The following is a 21981-nucleotide window of genomic DNA, read 5'->3' on the forward strand; positions in this document are numbered from 1 at the left end:
ATGACTCACCCGACTGAGCTGCCGCTTTCACCGCTTTCGGCGCTGCAATTCTATGCAACGGCGCCCTATCCGTGCAGCTATCTGGACGGCCGCGTCGCGCGCTCGCAAGTCGCGACGCCGAGCCACCTGATCAATTCCGACATCTACACCGAACTCGTCAAGGCCGGCTTCCGGCGCTCCGGCGTCTTCACGTATCGTCCGTACTGTGACGGCTGCCGTGCCTGTGTGCCGGTACGCGTCCCCGTCGACGCATTCGCGCCGTCGCGCACGCAGCGCCGGATGTGGAAACGGCACCGCACGCTCGTCGCGACGGTTTCGCCGCTGCACTACGACGAAGAGCACTACGCGCTCTATATGCGCTACCAGTCGGCGCGCCACGCGGGCGGCGGCATGGACCGCGACAGCCGCGACCAGTACGAGCAATTCCTGCTGCAGAGCCGGATCAACTCGCGCCTCGTCGAATTCCGCGACCTCGACGCTCCGGGTGGCGAGCCCGGCAAGCTGCGCATGGTCAGCATGATCGACATCCTCGGCGACGGGCTATCGTCCGTGTACACGTTCTTCGAGCCCGACGACCAGCACACGAGCTACGGCACTTACAACATCCTGTGGCAGATCGAGCAGGCGAAAAGCCTGGGCCTGCCCTACGTGTACCTCGGCTACTGGATCCGCGAGAGCCCGAAGATGGCCTACAAGGCGAACTTCCACCCGCTCGAAGGGCTGATCGACGGCCGCTGGAAGATACTCGATCCGGAACGGATCGACCTGCCGCCCGTCGACGCGGCGCTGGCCCGTGCGCCGTTGCCGGGCGGGCATTCCGGCTCCGGCTGACGCGCGCTGCGGGGATGACGAAGCGAAGCGCGCCCCTGCCGCCCAACTCCCGGTAAAATAGCGGGTTGTCATTCATTCCGGCTGTCCGCCCAATTCCCGTGTTCAGTTCCCTCTATCCGCTGGCCCGCGCATCCCTGTTCAAGATGGATGCGGAAGACGCTCACCACCTCACGCTGCCCGCACTCGGCGCGGCCGGCCGTCCGGGCCTTGCCTCCCCGCTGTCGGCCCGCGTGCCCGACGCGCCGCGCACCGTGATGGGGCTCACGTTCCGCAACCCGGTCGGCCTCGCGGCCGGTCTCGACAAGGACGGCGCGGCCATCGACGGCCTTGCGGCGCTCGGTTTCGGCTTCATCGAGGTCGGTACGGTCACGCCGCGCGCGCAGCCCGGCAACCCGCGCCCGCGGATGTTCCGCCTGCCGCAGGCCGAAGCGCTGATCAACCGGATGGGCTTCAACAACCACGGCGTCGACCAGTTCGTGAAGAACGTCCAGGCCGCCCGCTATCGCGGCATCCTCGGCCTGAACATCGGCAAGAACGCCGATACGCCGATCGAGCGCGCCGCCGAGGACTACCTGTACTGCCTCGAGCGCGTGTACCCGTTCGCGAGCTACGTGACGATCAACATCTCGTCGCCGAACACGAAGAACCTGCGCCAGCTGCAGGGCGCAGGCGAGCTCGACGCACTGCTCGCGGCGCTGAAGGACAAGCAGCAGCGCCTCGCGGACCTGCACGGCAAGCTCGTGCCGCTCGCGCTGAAGATCGCGCCCGATCTCGACGACGAACAGGTCAAGGAAATCGGCGACACGCTGCTGCGCCACAAGATCGAGGCGGTCATCGCCACCAACACGACGCTGTCGCGCGCGGCCGTTCAAGGCCTGCCGCATGCGGACGAAGCCGGCGGCCTGTCCGGCCGCCCCGTGTTCGACGCGTCGAACGAAGTGATCCGCAAGCTGCACGCCGAAGTCGGCAGCGCAGTGCCGATCATCGGTGTCGGCGGCATTTTCTCGGGTGAGGATGCCCGGGCCAAGCTCGCGGCCGGCGCGGCGCTCGTGCAGCTCTATACGGGCTTCATCTATCGCGGCCCCGCGCTCGTCTCGGAATGCGTGAAGGCCATCGCTCGCGAACGCACTGCGTAATATAGGCATAAACAAACGGTATTTAGTGGTCGATTGTGTTTTTGCTATCATCGACCCCGTTATCAGAATCAATGACCCGGACAGGGCAAGGAAACACACGATGAAGATTGCGCTGCTGAAGAAGCTGCTGGTTGCCGGCCTGATCGGCACGTCGTTCGCTGCCGCCACCGCGCATGCGGCCGACCTCCTCGACCAGGTGAAACAACGCGGCACGCTGCGGGTCGGCCTCGAAGGCACGTTCCCGCCGTTCAACTCGAAGAACCCGCAAGGCGAACTCGTCGGCTTCGACGTCGACATCGCGAAGGCCGTGGCCGCCAAGCTCGGCGTGAAGGCCGAATTCGTGACGACCGAATGGAGCGGCATCATCGCGGGCCTGCAGGCAGGCAAGTTCGACGTGATCGCCAACCAGGTCGGTATCACCGACAAGCGCAAGGAAACGCTCGACTTCTCGCCGGCGTACACGTACTCGTCCGCGCAACTGATCCAGCGCAACGACGACACGCGCCAGTTCAAGTCGCTTGATGACCTGAAAGGCAAGAAGCTCGGCGTCGCGCTCGGCACGAACTACATGGACATGGCGAAGTCGGTGCCGGGCATCGACGTGAAGACGTACCCGGGCGCCCCCGAGTACCTGCGCGACCTCGCGGCCGGCCGTCTCGACGCGGCGCTCAACGACCGCCTGATGCTCGCGTACCTGACGAAGAATTCGCAGCTGCCGCTGCGACCGGGCGCGAACGTCGGCTCGGCGAACCCGTCGGGCATCCCGTTCAAGAAGGGCAACCCGAAATTCCAGAAGGCGATCGACGACGCAATGGCGCAACTCGAAGCCGACGGCACCTTCACGAAGATTTCGGACAAGTGGTTCGGCATCGACGTGACGAAGCCGATCAAGTAAGCACGCCTGCATTTCCCGCCTGACGGCGGGCCGGAAAGGGCGGCATCCGTAACGATGCCGCCCTTTGTTTTATTCGTCCGGTTTATGATTGCGCTTTCGCGCACACATTCGATTCGTATTCCATGTCGACAACGTCCCTGCTCGTCCAATCGCTGCCGGTGCTCGCCCAGGGCGCCGTTCTGACCGTCAAGTTCGCCGTGCTGTCGATGGTGTTCGGCCTGCTTGGCGCCGTCGTGCTCGCGATGATGGGCATCCGGCAAAGCGAAGCACTCGACGGCTTCGAACGCATCTGGGTCAACGCGCTCGCGTGGCTGGCTCGCGCGTACGTGAGCCTGATGCGCGGCACGCCGCTGCTCGTGCAGATCTTCGTCATCTATTACGGGCTGCCGAGCCTCGGCATCTCGCTCGACCCGACGCCCGCCGGCGTCATCGCGCTGTCGGCGAACGTCGCCGCCTACATGTCGGAAAGCATGCGCGGTGCGATCAACGGGATCGCGCGCGGCCAATGGCTCGCCGCGTATAGCCTCGGGCTGTCGTGGGGGCAGACGCTGCGCTACGTGATCGGCCCGCAGGCGCTGCGCATCGCGGTGCCGAGCCTGTCGAACAGCCTGATCAGCCTGATCAAGGACACCTCGCTCGTGTCCGTGATCACCGTGACCGAACTGCTGCGCAGCGCGCAGGAAGTGATCGCGGCGACCTATCAGCCGCTGCCGCTCTATCTCGCCGCCGCGGCCGTGTACTGGATCCTGTGCCAGATCCTCGAATGGGTGCAACGCTGGTACGAAAAGCGCCTGTCGCTGCCGTCGCGGCACTGAGCGCATGCCGTCCGCCGGGCCGCTCGCGCGCGCCCGGCACCCCGCTTCCCGCTTACTCCCCCGAATAACGCACGCCGAGCGCCGATCGCGCGGCATCGGTCATCGCGATCATCTGCCGCGAATGGTCGTGCGTCATGATCGGACTTTCGGTCTTGCCCGCGCGCAGCAGGTCGCAGAAATGCGCGGTCTCGTAGTTCAGCCCGCCACCGTCGACCGGCGCATCGAGTTCGACGGTGCGCCCGTCCGCATAGCGAATCGTCGCACGCGCGGGGTTCCACCACTTCTCGTGAATCGTCACGTGGCCGCCGGCCGCGGCGATCAGCGCGTCGCCGCGCCCCATCACGTCGAGCCCGCAAAAGAGCTGCGCGATCCCGCCGTTCGCGTGCACGCTGTTCAGGCTGGCGAACAGGTCGACACCCGTAGCGCCGACGCGGCCGAGCGTCTGCACGTCGCGCGCTGCGCCGAGCCAGTCGACCGCGAGAAACGTCTCGTAGATCCCGATATCGAGCAGCGCGCCGCCCGCGCGATCGAGACGATAGACGGAATGGTCGTCCGGTACCGACGACGACGCGCACCCGGCCCGCACGAGCCGGATCTCGCCGATCGGATCGTCGTGCAGATGCGCGCGCAGCTGACGGTACAACGGAAAGAACGGCGGCTTCATCGCTTCCATGAAAAGCCGCCCGGCGTCGCGTGCCGCACGCAGCACGGTGTCGAGCTGCGCCGCGTTCAGCGTCGCGGGCTTTTCGCACAGCACGGCCTTGCCGGCAGCAAGCGCGGCCAGCGTGTACTGCGCGTGACTGTCATGGAGCGTCGCGATGTAAACCGCGTCGATATCGCTCGCCAGGAGTGCTTCGAGACTCTCGGCAGGCGTACCGCCGTGCGTTCCGCAAAAGGCTGCCGCGGCATCGGTTCGGCGGGCCCAGGCACCAGCAAGCGTGGCGCCCGGCACGTGAGCGAGGCTTTGCGCGAAGCGGCGCGCAATGCTGCCTGCGCCGACGATGCCGAAGCGCACCGGGCGATGGTCGTTGTCGTTCATCCTGATCTTCCGTGTCGGTCGTATGACGGTGGCCGGCACGCTGCCGGCCGGTCGTCATGATAAACGGCCCGGCGGCACACGGATGAGCGACACGCGCAGCGTCAGGCGCGCATAGGCACGTCGACGGAGAAATCGCGCGAGATCTCGTCGGCGCTGAAATCGATCAGCGCGAGCGATGCGGCTTCGGCTTCGCGCGGATCGCGACGCTCGATCGCGTCGACCACACGCGCATGTGCCTTCACCACGATCTCGTGCGCACCTTCCTTCTGCACGACACGCGGATTCACGAGACGCACCGCACCGCGCACGATCGCCGCCATCTGCTGGAAAAACTGGTTGCCGCTCGCCTGAACGATGCGCGTGTGCAGCAACTCGTCCGCCGTGTCGTAGCCGGGGTCGCCCGGCTGCAGCACCTTGAACGCATCGAACGCTTCGCGGATGCCCGCGATGTCGGCAGCCGTTGCACGCACCGCCGCCTGCGCGGTTGCGCGCGGTTCGATCAGCATCCGGAATTCGATGACATCGCGCATGAACTGCGGATCGGGTTTCGCCCGGAATCGCCAGCTCACCACGTCTTCGTCGATCATCCGCCAGTCGCGCATCGGCCGCACGCGCGTGCCGACTTTCGGACGCACGTCGAGCATGTCGCGCGCAAGCAACATCGATAGCGCTTCCCGCATCACGGTGCGACTCACATCGAACTCTTTCGACAGCACGTCCTGCGGCGGCAAGATGCCGCCGTACTTGTCTTCGACGATACCCGAGACAAGCCCATCCATCACTTTGGCGACCAGTGACCGGTCTTTGCCCTGCTCCATGACACCTCCCCGTGCGTCGATTTGCGAACACCTGCTCCGCAGTTCCGCCGGCCCTGGTTACGACTGTTCTTATGATCTATAAGTTGATGAGTTCGAGGATATTTCGCTATCTGGTAAACACCTGACAGGGTTATCCCTCTTTTTGACGGGGTGATTTATACGGCTAAAAATAAGGCCCGGGAAGCGCATTGCGCCTACCGGGCCCCGATTTCCACAAGATTTAAACATTCAGTCCATTACGACATGTGACACGTCATTACGGACTGCTTGTTGTATCTTTCAATTAGCCGAATAAACGATCGTTTCAACGCCGTTTTCCGTGCCGAGCAAGCACAGATTCGCGCCGCGCTCGGCGAACAGGCCGACCGTCACGACGCCCGGCCATGCGTTCACCTGCGCTTCGAAACCGCGCGGATCGGCGATCTGCAGCCCCTTCACGTCGATGATCTCGTTGCCGTTGTCGGTGATGTAGGGCGCACCGTCCTTCGTCACGCGCAGCACCGGCACGCCGCCGAGGGCGGTCACGCGCCGGCCGATCGCCGTGCGCGCCATCGGCACGACTTCGATCGGCAGCGGGAACGCGCCGAGCACCGGCACACGCTTGCTGGCGTCCGCGATGCAGACGAACGTATCGGCCACCGACGCGACGATCTTCTCGCGCGTCAGCGCGCCGCCACCGCCCTTGATCATCGCGCCGCTCGCGTCGATCTCGTCGGCGCCGTCGACATACACCTGCAGCGAGTCGACCTCGTTCAGGTCGAACACCTTGATGCCGTGCGACTTCAGGCGTTCGGTCGTGGCGACGGAGCTCGATACGGCGCCGCGATAGCGGGCCTTGACGACGGCGAGCGCGTCGATGAAGCAGTTGGCGGTCGAGCCGGTGCCGACGCCGATCACGGCGCCTTCCGGCACGTTCTGGATCACGTAATCAGCGGCGGCCTGGCCGACGAGGCGTTTGAGTTCGTCTTGAGTCATGGAGTGGTAATGCTGCGGGATTGCGGAAAACCGCCAGTTTACCGGACTCGGATGACCGCCCCGCGTTTTTCGGGGTGCCGTGCGCCGTGGACTCAGGGCGCGCCCGCCTCGGGCGCGTTGTCCGCCGGTTGCGTGCCGGGGAAGTACTTGTCGAGCAACGCCTGCGCGATTGCGTCGGTTTCGGCGTCCGGGTTGCCCGCATAGCCGGACGGCCTGAAATGCATCTGGAACGCCGCGAACACGCGTCGCGTGCGGGCGTCGAGCACGCCATCGGTGGCCACGTCGTAACCGTAGCGCGCGAGCTTAAGCTGCAGTTCGCGCACGTCGACCGGCGCATGCGGATCACGACCGCCGAGCCGCGCGGTCACGGTCGCATCGTCCGGCCACGCGCCGACGCCGGCCTGGGCCAGCGCATGCCACGGAAACAGCGGCCCCGGATCGATCTTGCGTTGTGGCGCGATGTCGCTGTGCCCGACCACGCGCGTCGGCGGAATCCCGTAGCGCGCGACGATGTCCTTCGACAGCCGGGTCAGCGCCGCGACCTGTTCGGGCGGATAAGGCTGCCAGGTACGGTTTTGCGGATCAAGCGGCCCGCGGTTCACGTTCTCGATGCCGATCGACACCGCGTTCAGCTCGGTCGTGCCCTGCCACTCGCTGACGCCCGCGTGCCACGCGCGCTCCGATTCCGGAACGAGCTGGTAGACGACCGGCATCCCGCGCTCGATACGCGGCTGCGGCGGGATGACGTAGTGCACGCTGACCGAATCGCCCGTCAGCGTGCGCAGCGATTTCGCCTCGTCGCTTTCGGTGTAATGCATCACGAGAAAGCGGACCCGCGAATCGGCGCCGCGCGCGTGCAGGCTCGTGTCGGCGTAGTAGGTGCCGCGTTCGACGAGCGACGGCGACGTGCAGGCGGCCAGCAGGCACAGCACGGCGCAGGATGCACCAACGCGTAACAGGGTCATCGGTCGCGAGCTCCGGAGAGCCGCGTGCCGCATCGGATCGCGGCACGCGTCGTTCGGGTCATTCGAGGCCCGCGCAGGGCGCGCGGGACGGGCTGTGTCAGCCCTTCACGCGCCGCTGGCGCACGGCTTCGTACAGGCACACGCCGCTTGCGACCGATACGTTCAGGCTTTCCACGCTGCCGGCCATCGGAATGCTCATCACTTCGTCGCAGGTGTCGCGCGTCAGCCGGCGCATGCCTTCGCCTTCCGCGCCCATCACGAGCGCGACGGGGCCGTCGAGCTTCGTTTCGTAGAGCGTTGCCGATGCCTCGTCCGACGTGCCGATGATCCACACGCCGGCCTCCTTCAGCTCGCGCAGCGCGCGGGCGAGGTTCGTCACCGTGATGTACGGCACCGTATCGGCCGCGCCGCTCGCGACCTTGGCCGCGGTGGCGTTGAGGCCGACCGCACGGTCGCGCGGCGCGATCACCGCGTGCGCGCCGGCCGAATCGGCGACACGCAGGCACGCGCCGAGGTTGTGCGGATCGGTGACGCCGTCGAGCACCAGCAGCAGCGCCGGGCCCTGGATGCCGTCGAGCAGCTCCGACAGGTTCTGTGCGAGCGGGATGTCCTCGACACGCGCGACGACGCCCTGGTGACGCTCGGTATGCGCGAGGCCCCACAGGCGCGTTTCGTCGGCCGCGATCAGCCGCACGCCCGCTTCCTTCGCGGTGTGCAGGAAGTCCTGCATCCGGCGGTCACGGCGCGTCTGGTCGTACAGCACCTCCGCAACCGTCGATGCATCGTGCCGCAAACGTGCGGTCACCGCATGAAAACCGTAAAGAACCTTCAGACGTGACATGACTGGAACAACCTTCGATCAAACGTGCGGCCGCGCGACGCGCGCAGCCGCGATCCATGGAAAAGGAAAGCGCCGCGTTGCCGGCTGATGGCCGGTGACGCGGCGTCTCTCGATACTGCAGGGCGGTCGCTGGCGCCGCCCCGAACGCTCAATACTTCTTGCGGGCGCGTGTCTTCTTCGCGGTCGGCTTCGCCGCCGCACCGCCACCGCTGCCGCTGCCGCCCTTCTTCTTCGCGGCGGCACGCGCGGCGCGCGCCTCATTCACCGCGACGCTCGGCGCGCTCGCGGCCTTCTTGCGGCGCGGCACGGGCTCCTCCGCCTGCGGCAGTGTGCGTACGCGCGGACCGTTGCCGCGGTCGACACCGCCACCCGCGGAAGCCGGCGCGGGCGACGGACGCGGCGCCTTCACCGGCGTATCGCGCACGAGCCGGAAATCGATCTTGCGTGCATCGAGATCGACGCGGCTCACCTGCACGCGCACGCGATCCGACAGGCGATAACGGATGCCCGTGCGTTCGCCACGCAGCTCGTTCTTGATCTCGTCGTACTGGAAGTAGTCCGAGCCGAGTTCCGTGACGTGCACGAGCCCTTCGATGAAGAGCGTGTCGAGCTGCACGAAGATGCCGAACGACGTGACGCCATTCACCATCCCGCCGTACTCCTCGCCGAGCTTGTCGCGCATGAAGTAGCACTTGAGCCAGGCTTCGACGTCGCGCGATGCTTCATCCGCGCGGCGCTCGTTCGCCGAGCAGTGCAGGCCGAGCTCTTCCCAGATCGCCGTGTTCGAGCGCGAGCGGCCGCGCGATTCGTCGTCGGCCTGCTGCATCGCGCGGGCGCGCGGCGACAGCGCGGTGTTCAGCTCGAAACCGTCCGGCGCCTTCGGCGTGTACTTCTTGCCCGACAGGATCGCGTAGATCGCGCGGTGCGTGAGCAAGTCCGGATAACGGCGGATCGGGCTCGTGAAGTGCGCGTACGCCTCGTAGGCCAGGCCGAAGTGACCGATGTTGTCCGGGCTGTAGACGGCCTGCTGCATCGAACGCAGCAGCATCGGCTGCAGCATCTGCGCATCGGGCCGGTCGCGGATCTGCGCCATCAGCGCCGCGTAGTCGCTCGCATGCGGCTTGTCGCCGCCACCGAGCGAAAGGCCCATGCCGCGCAGGAACGCGCGCAGGTTCTCGAGCTTCTCCGGCGTCGGCCCCGCGTGCACGCGGTACAGGCCCGGATGCTTGTTGCGCTTCAGGAAATCGGCCGCGCAGACGTTCGCGGCCAGCATGCATTCCTCGATCAGCTTGTGCGCATCGTTACGCTGGCGCGGCACGATCTGCTCGATCTTGCCCTGCGAGTTGCAGACGATGTAGGTCTCGGTCGTGTCGAAGTCGATCGCGCCGCGCTTCTGTCGTGCGGCGAACAGCGACTTGTAGACGCCGTACAGATCCTGCAGGTGCGGCAGAATATCCGCGCGGCGTGCGGCCTCCGGCCCCTTCGTGTTCGACAGCACCGCCGCGACTTCGGTGTACGTGAGGCGCGCAGCCGAATGGATGACGGCCGGGTAGAACTGGTACGCCTTGATCTCGCCGCGCGCGGTGATCACCATGTCGCACGCGAGCACGCAGCGGTCGACCTGCGGATTCAGCGAGCACAGGCCGTTCGACAGCTTCTCCGGCAGCATCGGAATCACACGGCGCGGGAAGTAGACCGACGTGCTGCGCTCGAGCGCGTCGGCATCGAGCCCGCTGCCCGGCTGTACGTAGTGCGACACGTCGGCGATCGCGACGATCAGGCGGTAGCCGTCGCCGCGGCCGACCTTGACCGGCTCGCAGTAAACGGCGTCGTCGAAGTCGCGGGCGTCCTCGCCGTCGATCGTCACGAGCGGCACGTCGCGCAGGTCGACGCGGAAACGCAGGTCGGTCGGCCGCACCTTGTCGGGCAGCGCGGCGGCTTCGTCGAGCGCCGGCTGGCTGAATTCGTGCGGCACGCCGTACTTGCGTACCGCGATTTCGATTTCCATGCCCGGATCGTCGATGTCGCCGAGCACCTCGACGACACGGCCGAGCGGCTGCGAATGGCGGCTCGGGAAATCGGTCAGCTCGACAACGACGACCTGCCCGACCTTCGCCTTCTTCACGTTCTGCGTGATCAGGATGTCATGGCCGATGCGCTTGTCTTCCGGTGCGACGATCAGCGCGCCGTTCTCGTTGAGCAGGCGGCCGATCACGCGCTTGTTCGCGCGCTCGGTGACTTCGACGACGTGCCCCTCCGGGCGGCCGCGGCGATCGTAGCCGACGATCCGTGCGAGCACGCGATCGTTGTGCATCACCTTCTGCATTTCGCCGTTCGGCAAAAACAGGTCGTCCTGGCCGTCGTCGCGGATCACGAACCCGTAGCCGTCGCGATGCCCCTGCACGCGCCCGGCGACGAAGTTCGACGGATGGGTCAACTGGTAATGGCCGCGCTTGTCGAGGCGGATCTGGCCGTCGCGTTCCATCGCGGCGACACGCCGGAAGAACCCCTCGCGCTCCTGACGCTTGATCGACAGTGCTTCGGCGATGTCGTTGGCGGCCAGCGGCGCGTCGCTCGTACGCAGCACGCCGAGAATTTCTTCACGGCTCGGAATGGGGTACGGATATTTGCTCAAGGGTTTGTCGATGGTTGTTCTCGTTGCGTTGATTGATGGTGCACGGCATCAACATAGAGGTGTCCTTCAGACAGTTCTATATTGACGGCGGCGGGTCATTCTATCACCCGCCTGTGTCGCCAAATGACCGGAATGCCGCCTGCAGGCGCGGCGGAGCCCGGTTTGCGATGCATCGCAAAAAAGTGTTGACACGAATAATTGGGGCGCTATAATTTCGCTTCTTTGCAGCAAGCAGCTACTGCAAAACGTGCCCAGGTGGCGGAATTGGTAGACGCACTAGGTTCAGGTCCTAGCGGTGGCAACATCGTGGAGGTTCGAGTCCTCTCCTGGGCACCATCTGTTTTTGAAAAGGTCGGCTTTTAGCCGGCCTTTTTTCATTTCCGGCCCACGAAGCAAAGCGCCTGCGCGCTTTGCGCGAGGACTCGAAAGGCTGCGCTTGCAAGCGCAGCCGGGGTCGCGCATGTGTGACCGAGTCCTCTCCTGGGCACCATCTGTTTTTAAAAAGGCCGGCTTCTAGCCGGCCTTTTTTCATTGCCGGCGCCAGGAAACAGCGCCCGGCTCACTCGCCGATGAACTTGTGCAGCAGCCGTGACAGTTCGTCAAACTCGGCCCTCGAGAATTTCCGCAAGCGGGCGTTGAGCACCTTCGGCGCGATCTCCGGAATCTGCGCGGCCACCGCCTGCCCCGCTTCGGTCAGCGCGAGGTTCACCACCCGCCGATCGCTCACGCTGCGCGACCGCTCGACGAGCCCCTTGCCCTCCAGTTTGTCGAGCACGCGCGTCATCAGCCCGGTGTCGACGCCGAGCAGCTTCGACAATTCGAACGGCGTCGCCGCAATGCCGGTACGCAGGGACAGCAGGACGCCCATTTGCTGCGCCGTGATATCGAGATCCTTCAACGCCGCATCCATCTCGGACGTGATCAGATTGCGCGCCTTCACGAGCATGAACCCCACGCTTTCGGTGTGCAGGAAATTCTTCGGCGTGTAGTGTTCCATCGGGCTCGCTGAGTCGCAATTTATTGACCCACACAATAATTGCGACATCACGATTTTTCAAGGCACGCGGAATCCTGCATGCACCGCCTGCACCGGCTCAGTGCCCGCCGGCGGCCGCGGCCCCGGCTGCCACGCCCTTGCCCGGCCTCGTCACCCAGACCAGCGGGATGATCAGCACGAAGATCACCGACGACAGCCAGAACACATCGTTCAGCCCCAGCATCGTCGCCTGCGCATTCAGCGTCGCCTCGAGGAACGTCAGCGCCTTCGGCGCACCGGCATCCAGCACACTCTGCACTCCGGAGAGCGCGCCCGCGAAGATCGGGTTGTTCACGCTGCCCTGCTCGGCCAGTCGCGCGTGATGCAGGATCGTGCGGTCATTCCACGCGGTGCTCGCGAGCGACGTGCCGACCGCCCCCATGAACACCCGCGCGAAATTGGACAGTCCCGCGGCCGCCGGGATGCGCTCGGGCGGCAGCCCCGACAGGATGATCGACGTAAGCGGCGTCATGAAGAACGCCGTCGGGATCCCTTGCAGCAACGTGGGCACGATGAGCGTCCATGTATCGACGTCCGTCGTATAGCGCGAGCGCATGAAAAACACGCCGGCAAACCCGAGAAAGGCGAGCGTGACGAGCACGCGCATATCCGATTTCGGCATCATCTTGCCGACCACCGGCGCGAGGATCACCGCGAAGATGCCGAGCGGCGCAGTCACGAGGCCGGCATTGATGACCGGGTAGCCGAGCGAACCCTGGATCCATTGCGGCAGGATCACGAGATTCGCGAAAAATACCGCAAACGCAATCGAAATGGCCAACGTCCCGCCGAGGAAATTTCGTTGTGCAAACAGCCTGAGATCGACGATCGGGCGCGCCTCGGTCAGCTCCCAGATCAGGAAGAACACGAAGCCGACCACCGCCACGATGGTCAGGATCCAGATCGTCGACGAATTGAACCAGTCGAGATCCTTGCCCTTGTCGAGCATGACCTGCAACGCGGCCACCCACACGACCAACGCAATCAATCCGACCTTGTCGATCGGCAGCTTGCTGGTTGGCGTCTCGCGGTTGCGATAGAGCGCCCAGATCACGGCAGCGGCAAACAACCCGACCGGCACATTGATGTAGAAGATCCACGACCAACTGTAGTTGTCCGTGATCCAGCCGCCGAGCGCGGGGCCGGCAATCGGCCCGACGGTCGCCGTCATCCCCCACAGCGCCAGCGCGCTCGAACTCTTCTCCTTCGGGAACGAAGCCAGCAGCAACGCCTGCGACAACGGCACGAGCGGCCCGGCCACCGCACCCTGGACGATCCGTGCCGCGAGGAGCGTGGTGAGGTTGGGCGCAAGTCCGCACGCGGCCGACGACAGCACGAACAACAGGATGGCCCAGACGAACAGCTTCACCTGCCCGACCCGCTGTGTCAGCCAGCCGGTCAGCGGGATCGACACCGCGTTGGCCGCCGAGAAGAGCGTGATGACCCACGTGCCCTCGTCCGTGGACACACCCAGATTGCCGGAAATGGTTGGAATCGCGACGTTGGCGATCGACGAATCGAGAACGTTCATGAACGTGGCGAGCGACACGGCGAGCGTGCCCAGCGCGAAGCTGGCGCCGGTCAGGGGCGCCGGCGTACCCGGGGTTTCGGACGGCTTCATCGGATGTCCTTCTGATCGAGCGCCACGCAAACAGCTTCGGCGCCGAACAAAAATATCTGACAAGTCAGATAAATGACGGAAAAAAAGCGATCGGCGCGACGCGCGGGGGTTGCCCGCGTCAACGCCAATCGCTGACTCTGAGTTTTCTGCAACGACTATATTTGACTATGCAATCAAATGCAAGCAGGAGGCATCGATCGCCCGCCCGTACCTGCATGGGCGCGCCGCGATTCCGTGCGCCCCGCCCTTATGCCCGTCAGCCGGATCGAAAGCAGAATTTATCGGTTATCGTCCGCTCGCCCCGTTGGTACGTTAGCCGGCTCGCTTCATTGCAACGAACCAGACACGAGGAGCACAGCCCATGACGTCGATGAACCGCCGCGCATTTGCGCGCGTGATGCTGGCCGCCGGCCTGACTGCCGCCGGCGTCCGAACGCACGCCGAGAACACACCCGAGGTACTGCGCATCGGCTACCAGAAGTCGTCGACGCTCATCACCCTGCTCAAGACGCGCGGCGCGCTCGAGCAGGCACTGGCACCGCTCGGCCTGCGCGTGTCGTGGCATGAATTCGCGAGCGGATTGCCGCTGACCGAAGCGCTCAACGTCGGCGCCGTCGATTTCAGTGCCGACGTGGCCGATACGGTTCCGGTCTTCGCGCAAGCCGCACGTGCGCGTTTCGTCTACGTCGCGCAGGAGGCGCCTTCGCCGAAGGCACAGGCGATCGTCGTCAAGCAGGACAGCGCGCTGCGCACGCTCGCCGATCTCAAGGGCAAGCGCATTGCGGTCACGAAGGCGGCCGGCAGTCATTATCTGCTGCTTGCCGCGCTCGCACGCGCGAAGCTCGGGCCGGCCGATGCGGCAATCCACTACCTGACGCCCGCGGACGGCCGCGCGGCGTTCGAGCGTGGCAGCGTGGACGCCTGGATCACGTGGGACCCCTATGTCGCGTCGGTCGACCGGAATCCCGACGTGCGAATTCTGGCCGACGGCAACGGACTCGCGTCGTACCAGCGCTACTACCTCGCATCCAGCAGTTTCGCCGCCGCGCGGCCCGACGTCGTCCAGATCGTGTTCGACCAGCTGTCGCAGGCCGGCGCATGGCTGCGCGATCACCCGCAGGAGGCCGCGAATACGCTCGCGCCGATCTGGGGGCTCGACGCGGCGACGATCGCGCGCGCGAACGCACGGCGCAGCTATGTCGTTCGTGCTGTGGTCGCGCAAAACTTCGGCGAACAGCAGAAGATCGCCGACACGTTCCTCGCAGCCGGGCTACTGCCTGCCCGCGTCGACACGAGCCAGGCGCAGCGCTGGAATTTCGTTGCGAAACGCGCTGATCCGGTCGGCGCGTGAGAATCCGTCGTGCAAGGGGCAATATTTTTATCGCCTTGAGTGAAATTGTGTTGACAGACTCCGCCGACACGCTAGAATAGCGGTCTTCGCACTGCAGTAATAAGCGAAACGTGCCCAGGTGGCGGAATTGGTAGACGCACTAGGTTCAGGTCCTAGCGGTGGCAACATCGTGGAGGTTCGAGTCCTCTCCTGGGCACCATCTGTTTTCTAAAAAGGTCGGCTTTTGCCGGCCTTTTTTCATTTCCAGCTCAAGACAAGCAATGCGCCTGCTCGCTTCGCGCGATCCCGGAAGGCTGTGCTTGCAAGCGAGGCCGGAGCGCGCACGCGTGACCGCCCCTCCTGATCCCCATCAGCTTTCCCAAGCGGCCCGCTTCCAGTCAACCTCTTTTCACTCCCGACTTCGAAATTGCTGTGCCCGTGCCTGCAACCGGAATCACGAATTCGCCGACGTACATCGGCCACCGCGGCGTTTGCGCACCTCGTCCGATACCCTCCCGAATAAGTCTGCGAATTATTTTCGTTCGCGACCTCAAATTCTGTTGACAGCCTCGCAATACGCGCTATAATTTCGCTTCTTTGCAGCAAGCAGCTACTGCAAAACGTGCCCAGGTGGCGGAATTGGTAGACGCACTAGGTTCAGGTCCTAGCGGTGGCAACATCGTGGAGGTTCGAGTCCTCTCCTGGGCACCATCTGTTTTTGAAAAGGTCGGCTTTTAGCCGGCCTTTTTTCATTTCCGGCTCAGAAAACGCACCCCCCTCCATCTCCGAGAGCAAACCAGTCGCTTCGGTTTGCGCGGCCAGCGAGCCGTGACGGCATGCGGCGACTCCGACGACGGCCCATTGTCCAGGGTGCGGATCACCCCGCAAGCCGCCCTGCGCCTGATTGTCTCGATCCCCGCGCTCCATCCCCGATTCCGGACACCGCACACCGCCATCCCTGCCGCCACCCCAAACCGGGATTTCCCTAGGCTGACATGCCGTCGCTCACGCGGTTAAATAAATCAACGTGATTTATTTAATGCGCCACCGAACGGCGCGACATGGAAGGAGACGCCATGAGAAGCCCGCACTTCGGCCAGGGAAGCAATTCGGCCAACGTGCGCCGTTACAACGAGCGCCTGCTGCTGAAGACGCTGCGCCGCGCAGGCAGCGCGTCGAAGGCTGACCTCGCCCGCCTTGCGAACATGACGGGAACGGCAGTCGGCAGCATCATCGCGTCGCTCTCCGACGCGAAGCTGATCGAATTCGCGGGCCGCACCGAAGGCCAGCGCGGCCAGCCGGCTTCGCTGATCCGCCTCGACCCTCGCGGCGCGTTCGGCATTGGCGTCCATCTCGACCGCATGCGCATCGAAACGGCACTCGTCAACTTCGCGGGTGACGTACTCGGCCGCCGCTCGCACGACACGCTGCTGCCGCCGCCCGCCGACGTGCTCGAGATCGTTCGCCACGACATCGACGCAATGCAGGCCCTGCTCCCCGACCACGAGCGCGCGCGCCTGACCGGCATCGGCGTCGCACAGCCATACAACCTCGGCGCATGGATGCGCGAACTCGGGCTTGCGCCCGACACATTCCGCGCGTGGGAGGACGTCGATTTCGCGGCCGACCTCGGTCGGACGCTGTCGCTTCCCGTATTCGGCGAAAACGACGGCAACGCGGCCGCGATCGCCGAGCTGTTCTACGGATACGGCCGGCAGTGCGACGACTTCGTCTACCTGTTCATCGGGCCGGCGATCGGCGGCGGCATCGCGATCGATGGCGACTGCCTGCGCGGCGTCACCGGCAATGCGGGCGACATCGCCGTGATTCCCGTGCCGCCGAGCCGGCTGGCTTCCGCGCCGCCGCCCCGCGGCCCGTGGGACATCCTGCTCGCGCGCGCGTCGCTGCACGCGTTGGTGCGCCACCTGCGCCATCACGGCGAGACGGTCGACAACCGGGCCGATCTCGAAGCGTGCATCGCCCGCGGGCTGCCGGCCGTCGACGAATGGATCGACGATTGCGTCGACGCTCTGGCACCGGCATTGCGTTCAGTGCTGTGCGTGGTCGATGCGCCGGTGGTCGTGCTCGACGCCGATACCGACGCGGGACTGCTCGACGCGGTCACGACGCGCCTGCGCGCGGCGCTCGTGGCCACCGCCCCTGAAGCGCGCGGCACGCCGGTGCTCGTCCGTGGCACGTTCGGCGCCGATGCCGGTGCGATCGGTGCGGCCACGCTGCCGATGTTCTTCAACTTCTCCCCGCGGGCCGGCATCCTCAAGGGCGCCCGCACCGACTCGCAGGAGGTCAACCATGTCGCGATCTGAGTCGCCCCGCCCGTTGCTCGAGATGCGCGGGATCAGCAAGACGTTCCCGGCCGTGCGTGCACTCGACAACGTCAGCCTGACCGTCTATCCCGGCGAGATCCATTCGCTGATGGGCGAAAACGGCGCAGGCAAATCGACGCTGATGAAAATCCTGTCGGGCGCGTACCGCGCCGACGCCGGCGGCGAGATCCTGATCGACGGCGCCCGCATCGACATCGACGGCCCGCTTGCCGCGCGCGATGCGGGCGTCGCGGTGATCTACCAGGAGCTGTGCCTGTCGCCGAACCTGAGCGTCGCGGAAAACATCTACATCGGCCGTGAACTGCGGCGCGGCAACCGGCGCTGGGGCACGATCGACCGCGCGGCGATGGCGCGCGGCTGCGAGGACGTGCTCGCGCGCCTGGGCGCGTCGTTCGGGCCCGACACGCTCGTCGACACGCTGTCGATCGCGGAGCAGCAGCTCGTCGAGATCGCGCGCGCCGTGCACACCCGTGCGCGCATCCTCGTGATGGACGAGCCGACCACGCCGCTGTCGTCGCGCGAAACCGAACACCTGTTCCGCCTGATCCGCCAGTTACGCGAGGAAGGTCTCGCGATCATCTACATCAGCCACCGGATGGCGGAGATCTACGAATTGTCCGACCGGGTGTCGGTGCTGCGCGACGGCACGTACGTCGGCACGCTCGAACGCGCATCGTTGTCGGCCGAGCGTCTCGTCGCGATGATGGTCGGCCGCGACATCTCCGGCTTCTACAAGAAGGAACACGCGCCGTACGACCCCGGCCACCTGCTGCTGTCGGTCCGCGACATCGCCGACGACGCGCGCGTGCGCGGCTGCAGCCTCGACCTGCATGCCGGCGAAGTGCTCGGCATCGCGGGGCTCGTCGGCGCAGGCCGCACCGAACTCGCACGGCTGATCTTCGGCGCCGAACCGCGCGTGCGCGGCGACGTGAAGGTCGGCGAACGCACGTTCGGCGCGCACTCGCCGCGCGACGCGATCGATGCCGGCCTCGTCTACCTGACCGAAGACCGCAAGCGCCAGGGCCTGTTCCTCGACATGAGCGTGCGCGACAACATCAACATTTCGGTCTGCAACCGCGACGCGCGGCTCGGTGCGCTCGACCTCGCGCGCGGCGCCGAACGCGCGCGCGACGCCATTGCATCGCTGTCGATCCGCGTACCCGATGCGAATGTCAACGTCGGTGCGCTGTCAGGCGGCAACCAGCAGAAAGTGCTGCTGTCGCGCCTGCTCGAGACGAAGCCGCGCGTGCTGATCCTCGATGAACCGACGCGCGGCGTCGACATCGGCGCGAAATCCGAAATCTACCGGATCATCAACGAATTGGCACGGGCCGGCGTTGGCGTGATCGTGATCTCGAGCGAACTGCCGGAGATCATCGGTGTGGCCGACCGCGTGCTCGTGATGCGCGAAGGCGAGATCGCCGGAGAACTCGGCGGCTACACGCAGACGCCCATCACGCAGGAAGCCATCATCGCGCTCGCCACCGGCTCGCAAGCCGAGCTCGCCGACGCGCACTGAGCCTCGCCCTTTTCATTTCTTTCTTACATTCAGGTTAACGAAATGATCAACCCGACCAAGCAGCGGAACCTCGCTTCCGCGACGGCCCAGCCGGTGGCCACCCGTACGCCACTATTGCGCGGCGCCGATCACCGCGCCCGCATGCAATCGCTGATCCGCACCGCCGGCATGCTGCCGGTGCTGCTGGTTCTGTGCATCGGCTTCGGCTTCCTGACCGACGGTTTCTTTACGCTGCAGAACCTGTCGATCGTCACGCAGCAGGCGTCGATCAACATCGTGCTCGCCGCCGGCATGACCTTCGTGATCCTGACGGGCGGCATCGACCTGTCGGTCGGCTCGGTGCTCGCCGCCGCCGCCGTCGCGGCGCTGCTCGCGTCGACCATCCCGGGCTGGGGCTGGCTCGGCGTGCCGTTCGCGCTGATCGTCGGCCTCGTGTTCGGTGCAATCAACGGCGGCCTGATCTCGTTCCTGCGCCTGCCGCCGTTCATCGTCACGCTCGGCGCGATGACGGCCGTACGCGGCGTCGCGCGCCTGATCGGCAACGACACGACCGTGTTCAATCCGCAATTGCCGTTCGCGTTCATCGGCAACGGCACGATCCTCGGCGTGCCGTGGCTCGTCGTGATCGCGTGCGCGGTGATCGCGATTTCGTGGTTCATCCTGCGCCGCACCGTGCTCGGGATGCGCATCTATTCGGTTGGCGGCAATCCGGAAGCCGCCCGCCTGTCGGGCATCAACGTGCGGGCGATCCAGATGTTCGTGTACGCGGCGTCGGGGCTGCTCGCCGGCCTCGGCGCGGTGATGTCGGCCGCGCGACTCTATGCGGCCAACGGCCTGCAGCTCGGCCAGTCGTACGAACTCGACGCGATCGCCGCGGTGATCCTCGGCGGCACGAGCTTCGTCGGCGGCGTCGGCTCGATCGTCGGCACGCTGATCGGTGCGCTGATCATCGCGGTGCTGACGAACGGCCTCGTGCTGCTCGGCGTATCCGACATCTGGCAATACATCATCAAGGGGCTCGTGATCATCGGCGCGGTCGCGCTCGACCGCTACCGCCAGCGCGATTCGGCACGTACCTGAGCGCCTGCCCGTCCATTCAACCTTGCAGCGCGGGCCGATCCCCGCGCCCGCTCGCCAAGCAACTTCACGGAGACACAACGACATGTTCAAGCACAAAGCCGCCCTGACCGCCGTCGCCTGCGCACTCGCCTTCGGCGCTTCCGCCGCGCACGCGGCCGACAAGCCGCTCAAATCGATCGGCGTCACGGTCGGGTCGCTCGGCAACCCGTACTTCGTCACGATCGTCAAGGGCGCCGAGGCGCGCGCCAGGCAGATCAACCCGAACGCGAAAGTCACGGCCGTGTCGGCCGACTACGACCTGAACAAGCAGTTCACGCAGATCGACAATTTCATCTCCGCGCACGTCGACATGATCCTGCTCAACGCAACCGATCCGAAGGCGATCGAGCCGGCGGTGAAGAAGGCGCAGGCGGCCGGCATCACGGTCGTCGCGGTCGACGTCGCGGCGGCTGGCGCGAACGCGACCGTGCAGACCAACAACGTGAAGGCCGGCGAGCTGGCATGCGACTACATCGCGAAGAAGCTCAACGGCAAGGGCAACGTGATCATCGAGAACGGCCCGCAGGTGTCGGCCGTGATCGATCGCGTCAACGGCTGCAAGACCGTGCTCGCGAAGAACGCCGGCATCAAGGTGCTGTCGAGCGACCAGGACGGCAAAGGCTCGCGCGAAGGCGGGATGAACGCGATGCAGGGCTACCTGACGCGCTTTCCGAAGCTCGATGCGGTGTTCACGATCAACGACCCGCAGGCGATCGGCAGCGATCTCGCCGCGAAGCAGCTGAACCGCCCGGGCATCGTGATCACGTCGGTCGACGGTGCCCCCGATATCGAGGTCGCGCTCAAGTCGAATACGCTCGTGCAGGCGTCGTCGAGCCAGGATCCGTGGGCGATGGCGCAGCAGGCGGTCAACGTCGGCTACGGCATCATGAACGGCCAGAAGCCGGCCAACCCGATGATCCTGATCGAACCGACGCTCATCACGCGCGACAACGTGAAGAGCTACAAGGGCTGGAGCACCCCGCGCTGATCGCGCCGCCCGTCCGCCCACGCAACCGGGCAGTGCCGGACCGCATCGCAACGTGCGACGGCCCGCACTGCCCGTCATTTCAGATCAATCGCTGCATGGCCGCGCACCACGCCGCGGCACAAGGTTCGACATGACGACGACGTTTCCCCGCCTGATCGTATTCGGCGAAGCATTGACCGATTTCATCCGCGACGACGCGCAGCACTGGCACAGCGTCGCCGGCGGCTCATGCTGGAACGTCGCGCGCGTCGGTGCGCGACTCGGTGTGCCGACGGCCTTTGCGGGCACGGTCAGCCGCGACACCTTCGGCGACGAGCTGATGCGCAAGAGCGCCGACGCGGGGCTCGACCTGCGCTTCATCCGGCAGGTCGATCGCGCACCGCTGCTCGCGATGGTCGTATCGAAGCAGCCGCCCCACTACTTCTTCATCGGCGAGAACAGCGCCGATCTCGCGTTCGATCCGGCGGACCTGCCCGCCGGCGCACTCGACGCGGCCGAGATCGTGCATGTCGGTTCGCTTGGCGTCGTGCGCGAGCCGCTCGCGTCACGCCTGATCGAAGTGGCGCAAGCTGCGCGGGCGGCCGGCAAGCGGATCTCGTTCGACCCGAACTTTCGTGCGCCGATGGCCGCACCGTCGTATCGCGACACGCTGCGCAAGCTGGCCGGGCTCGCCGACTGGATCAAGGTATCCGACGAGGATCTGCGCGGACTGTTTCCCGAACTCGATGAAGCCGCCGCGCTCGCGCAACTGCGCACGTGGGCGCCGCGCGCGACGATGCTCGTCACGCGCGGCGCATCCGGCATGCAGCTCCTGCATCGCGACACCGTGCTGTTCCAACCCGCGTTCCCGACCGACGTGGCGGACACCGTCGGCTGCGGCGATGCGAGCATCGGCGGCTGGCTCGCGAGCCAGCTCGCGCGTCCCGATGCGTCAGACGCCGAGCACCTGCGCTATGCAGCCGCGTGCGCGGCGGTCGCCTGTGCGCATGCAGGCGCCTATGCGCCGACGGCGGCCGAAGTGACCGACATGATCGATCGCTCCGCCGACGCCGCAGTTTCGCAATAGCACGCGC

At 65.8% G+C, this 21981-nt stretch carries 18 protein-coding genes and 3 tRNA genes; 13 read left to right on the top strand and 8 right to left on the bottom strand.

Annotated elements, in window-relative coordinates:
* From G3O00_RS04680 to G3O00_RS04695, 4 genes are all read left to right on the top strand, one after another.
* The gene (locus G3O00_RS04680) at positions 1-831 is read left to right on the top strand and encodes an arginyltransferase (RefSeq protein ID WP_011351853.1); all 831 of its coding nucleotides are present in this window, start codon (positions 1-3) and stop codon (positions 829-831) included.
* 98 nt (positions 832-929) lie between these two features.
* Positions 930-1967 (top strand): quinone-dependent dihydroorotate dehydrogenase, encoded by a 1038-nt coding sequence (locus tag G3O00_RS04685; protein WP_206142242.1) that lies wholly within the window; start codon positions 930-932, stop codon positions 1965-1967.
* A 100-nt stretch (positions 1968-2067) separates the two neighbouring features.
* A complete protein-coding gene (locus tag G3O00_RS04690; RefSeq protein ID WP_174931607.1) occupies positions 2068-2862 on the top strand; it encodes a cystine ABC transporter substrate-binding protein in 795 nt (264 codons plus the stop codon).
* Positions 2863-2984: 122 nt separating this feature from the next.
* A complete protein-coding gene (locus tag G3O00_RS04695) occupies positions 2985-3677 on the top strand; it encodes an amino acid ABC transporter permease (protein WP_006484207.1) in 693 nt (230 codons plus the stop codon).
* Between the two features lie 52 nt (positions 3678-3729).
* Here G3O00_RS04695 and G3O00_RS04700 read toward each other — a convergent pair whose 3' ends face one another.
* The 6 genes from G3O00_RS04700 to rnr all read right to left on the bottom strand — a co-directional run bounded on the left by G3O00_RS04700 (position 3730) and on the right by rnr (position 10950).
* Positions 3730-4716, bottom strand: a complete 987-nt coding sequence (locus G3O00_RS04700; protein WP_206142243.1) for a Gfo/Idh/MocA family oxidoreductase — start codon at positions 4714-4716, stop codon at positions 3730-3732.
* Between the two features lie 101 nt (positions 4717-4817).
* A complete protein-coding gene (locus G3O00_RS04705) occupies positions 4818-5534 on the bottom strand; it encodes an FCD domain-containing protein (protein ID WP_011351849.1) in 717 nt (238 codons plus the stop codon).
* 279 nt (positions 5535-5813) lie between these two features.
* On the bottom strand, positions 5814-6509 hold the full coding sequence (rpiA, locus tag G3O00_RS04710) for a ribose-5-phosphate isomerase RpiA (protein WP_011351848.1): 696 nt from the start codon (positions 6507-6509) through the stop codon (positions 5814-5816).
* A 92-nt stretch (positions 6510-6601) separates the two neighbouring features.
* The gene (locus G3O00_RS04715) at positions 6602-7474 is read right to left on the bottom strand and encodes an N-acetylmuramoyl-L-alanine amidase (protein ID WP_206142244.1); all 873 of its coding nucleotides are present in this window, start codon (positions 7472-7474) and stop codon (positions 6602-6604) included.
* A 97-nt stretch (positions 7475-7571) separates the two neighbouring features.
* Positions 7572-8315, bottom strand: coding sequence for a 23S rRNA (guanosine(2251)-2'-O)-methyltransferase RlmB (gene rlmB / locus G3O00_RS04720; protein WP_011351846.1), 744 nt, complete (start codon positions 8313-8315; stop codon positions 7572-7574).
* A 148-nt stretch (positions 8316-8463) separates the two neighbouring features.
* Positions 8464-10950, bottom strand: coding sequence for a ribonuclease R (gene rnr / locus G3O00_RS04725; protein ID WP_206142245.1), 2487 nt, complete (start codon positions 10948-10950; stop codon positions 8464-8466).
* Between the two features lie 249 nt (positions 10951-11199).
* Between rnr and G3O00_RS04730 the strand changes: the two genes are divergently transcribed.
* Positions 11200-11286: transfer RNA gene (locus tag G3O00_RS04730), tRNA-Leu, on the top strand.
* Between the two features lie 223 nt (positions 11287-11509).
* Here the strand turns inward: G3O00_RS04730 and G3O00_RS04735 are convergent.
* Both G3O00_RS04735 and G3O00_RS04740 read right to left on the bottom strand, forming a co-directional pair.
* A complete protein-coding gene (locus G3O00_RS04735; protein WP_041492818.1) occupies positions 11510-11947 on the bottom strand; it encodes a MarR family transcriptional regulator in 438 nt (145 codons plus the stop codon).
* Between the two features lie 97 nt (positions 11948-12044).
* A complete protein-coding gene (locus G3O00_RS04740) occupies positions 12045-13607 on the bottom strand; it encodes a DHA2 family efflux MFS transporter permease subunit (protein WP_206142246.1) in 1563 nt (520 codons plus the stop codon).
* Positions 13608-13968: 361 nt separating this feature from the next.
* On the opposite strand from G3O00_RS04740, the gene G3O00_RS04745 reads away from it, so the two are divergent.
* The 8 genes from G3O00_RS04745 (at position 13969) to G3O00_RS04780 (ending at position 21974) form a co-directional block, all read left to right on the top strand.
* Positions 13969-14958 carry an aliphatic sulfonate ABC transporter substrate-binding protein gene (locus tag G3O00_RS04745; RefSeq protein ID WP_206142247.1) on the top strand — a complete coding sequence of 330 codons (990 nt, stop codon included), beginning with the start codon at positions 13969-13971 and terminating at the stop codon, positions 14956-14958.
* Positions 14959-15070: 112 nt separating this feature from the next.
* A tRNA-Leu gene (locus G3O00_RS04750) sits at positions 15071-15157 on the top strand.
* A 404-nt stretch (positions 15158-15561) separates the two neighbouring features.
* Positions 15562-15648, top strand: a tRNA-Leu gene (locus G3O00_RS04755).
* Between the two features lie 365 nt (positions 15649-16013).
* Positions 16014-17261 carry an ROK family protein gene (locus G3O00_RS04760; RefSeq protein ID WP_174934100.1) on the top strand — a complete coding sequence of 416 codons (1248 nt, stop codon included), beginning with the start codon at positions 16014-16016 and terminating at the stop codon, positions 17259-17261.
* Positions 17248-18801 (top strand): sugar ABC transporter ATP-binding protein, encoded by a 1554-nt coding sequence (locus G3O00_RS04765; protein ID WP_174934099.1) that lies wholly within the window; start codon positions 17248-17250, stop codon positions 18799-18801. The genes G3O00_RS04760 and G3O00_RS04765 overlap by 14 nt, the downstream gene beginning before the upstream one ends.
* A gap of 42 nt (positions 18802-18843) precedes the next feature.
* Positions 18844-19881, top strand: a complete 1038-nt coding sequence (locus G3O00_RS04770; protein ID WP_011351839.1) for a ribose ABC transporter permease — start codon at positions 18844-18846, stop codon at positions 19879-19881.
* 82 nt (positions 19882-19963) lie between these two features.
* Positions 19964-20908 carry an ABC transporter substrate-binding protein gene (locus tag G3O00_RS04775; RefSeq protein WP_174934097.1) on the top strand — a complete coding sequence of 315 codons (945 nt, stop codon included), beginning with the start codon at positions 19964-19966 and terminating at the stop codon, positions 20906-20908.
* Positions 20909-21038: 130 nt separating this feature from the next.
* A complete protein-coding gene (locus tag G3O00_RS04780) occupies positions 21039-21974 on the top strand; it encodes a carbohydrate kinase (RefSeq protein ID WP_206142248.1) in 936 nt (311 codons plus the stop codon).
* Positions 21975-21981 lie beyond the last annotated feature (7 nt).

Origin of the sequence: Burkholderia sp. Ac-20384, from assembly GCF_017104605.1 — a bacterium.
In the GTDB taxonomy this organism is placed as follows: Bacteria; Pseudomonadota; Gammaproteobacteria; order Burkholderiales; family Burkholderiaceae; genus Burkholderia; species Burkholderia lata.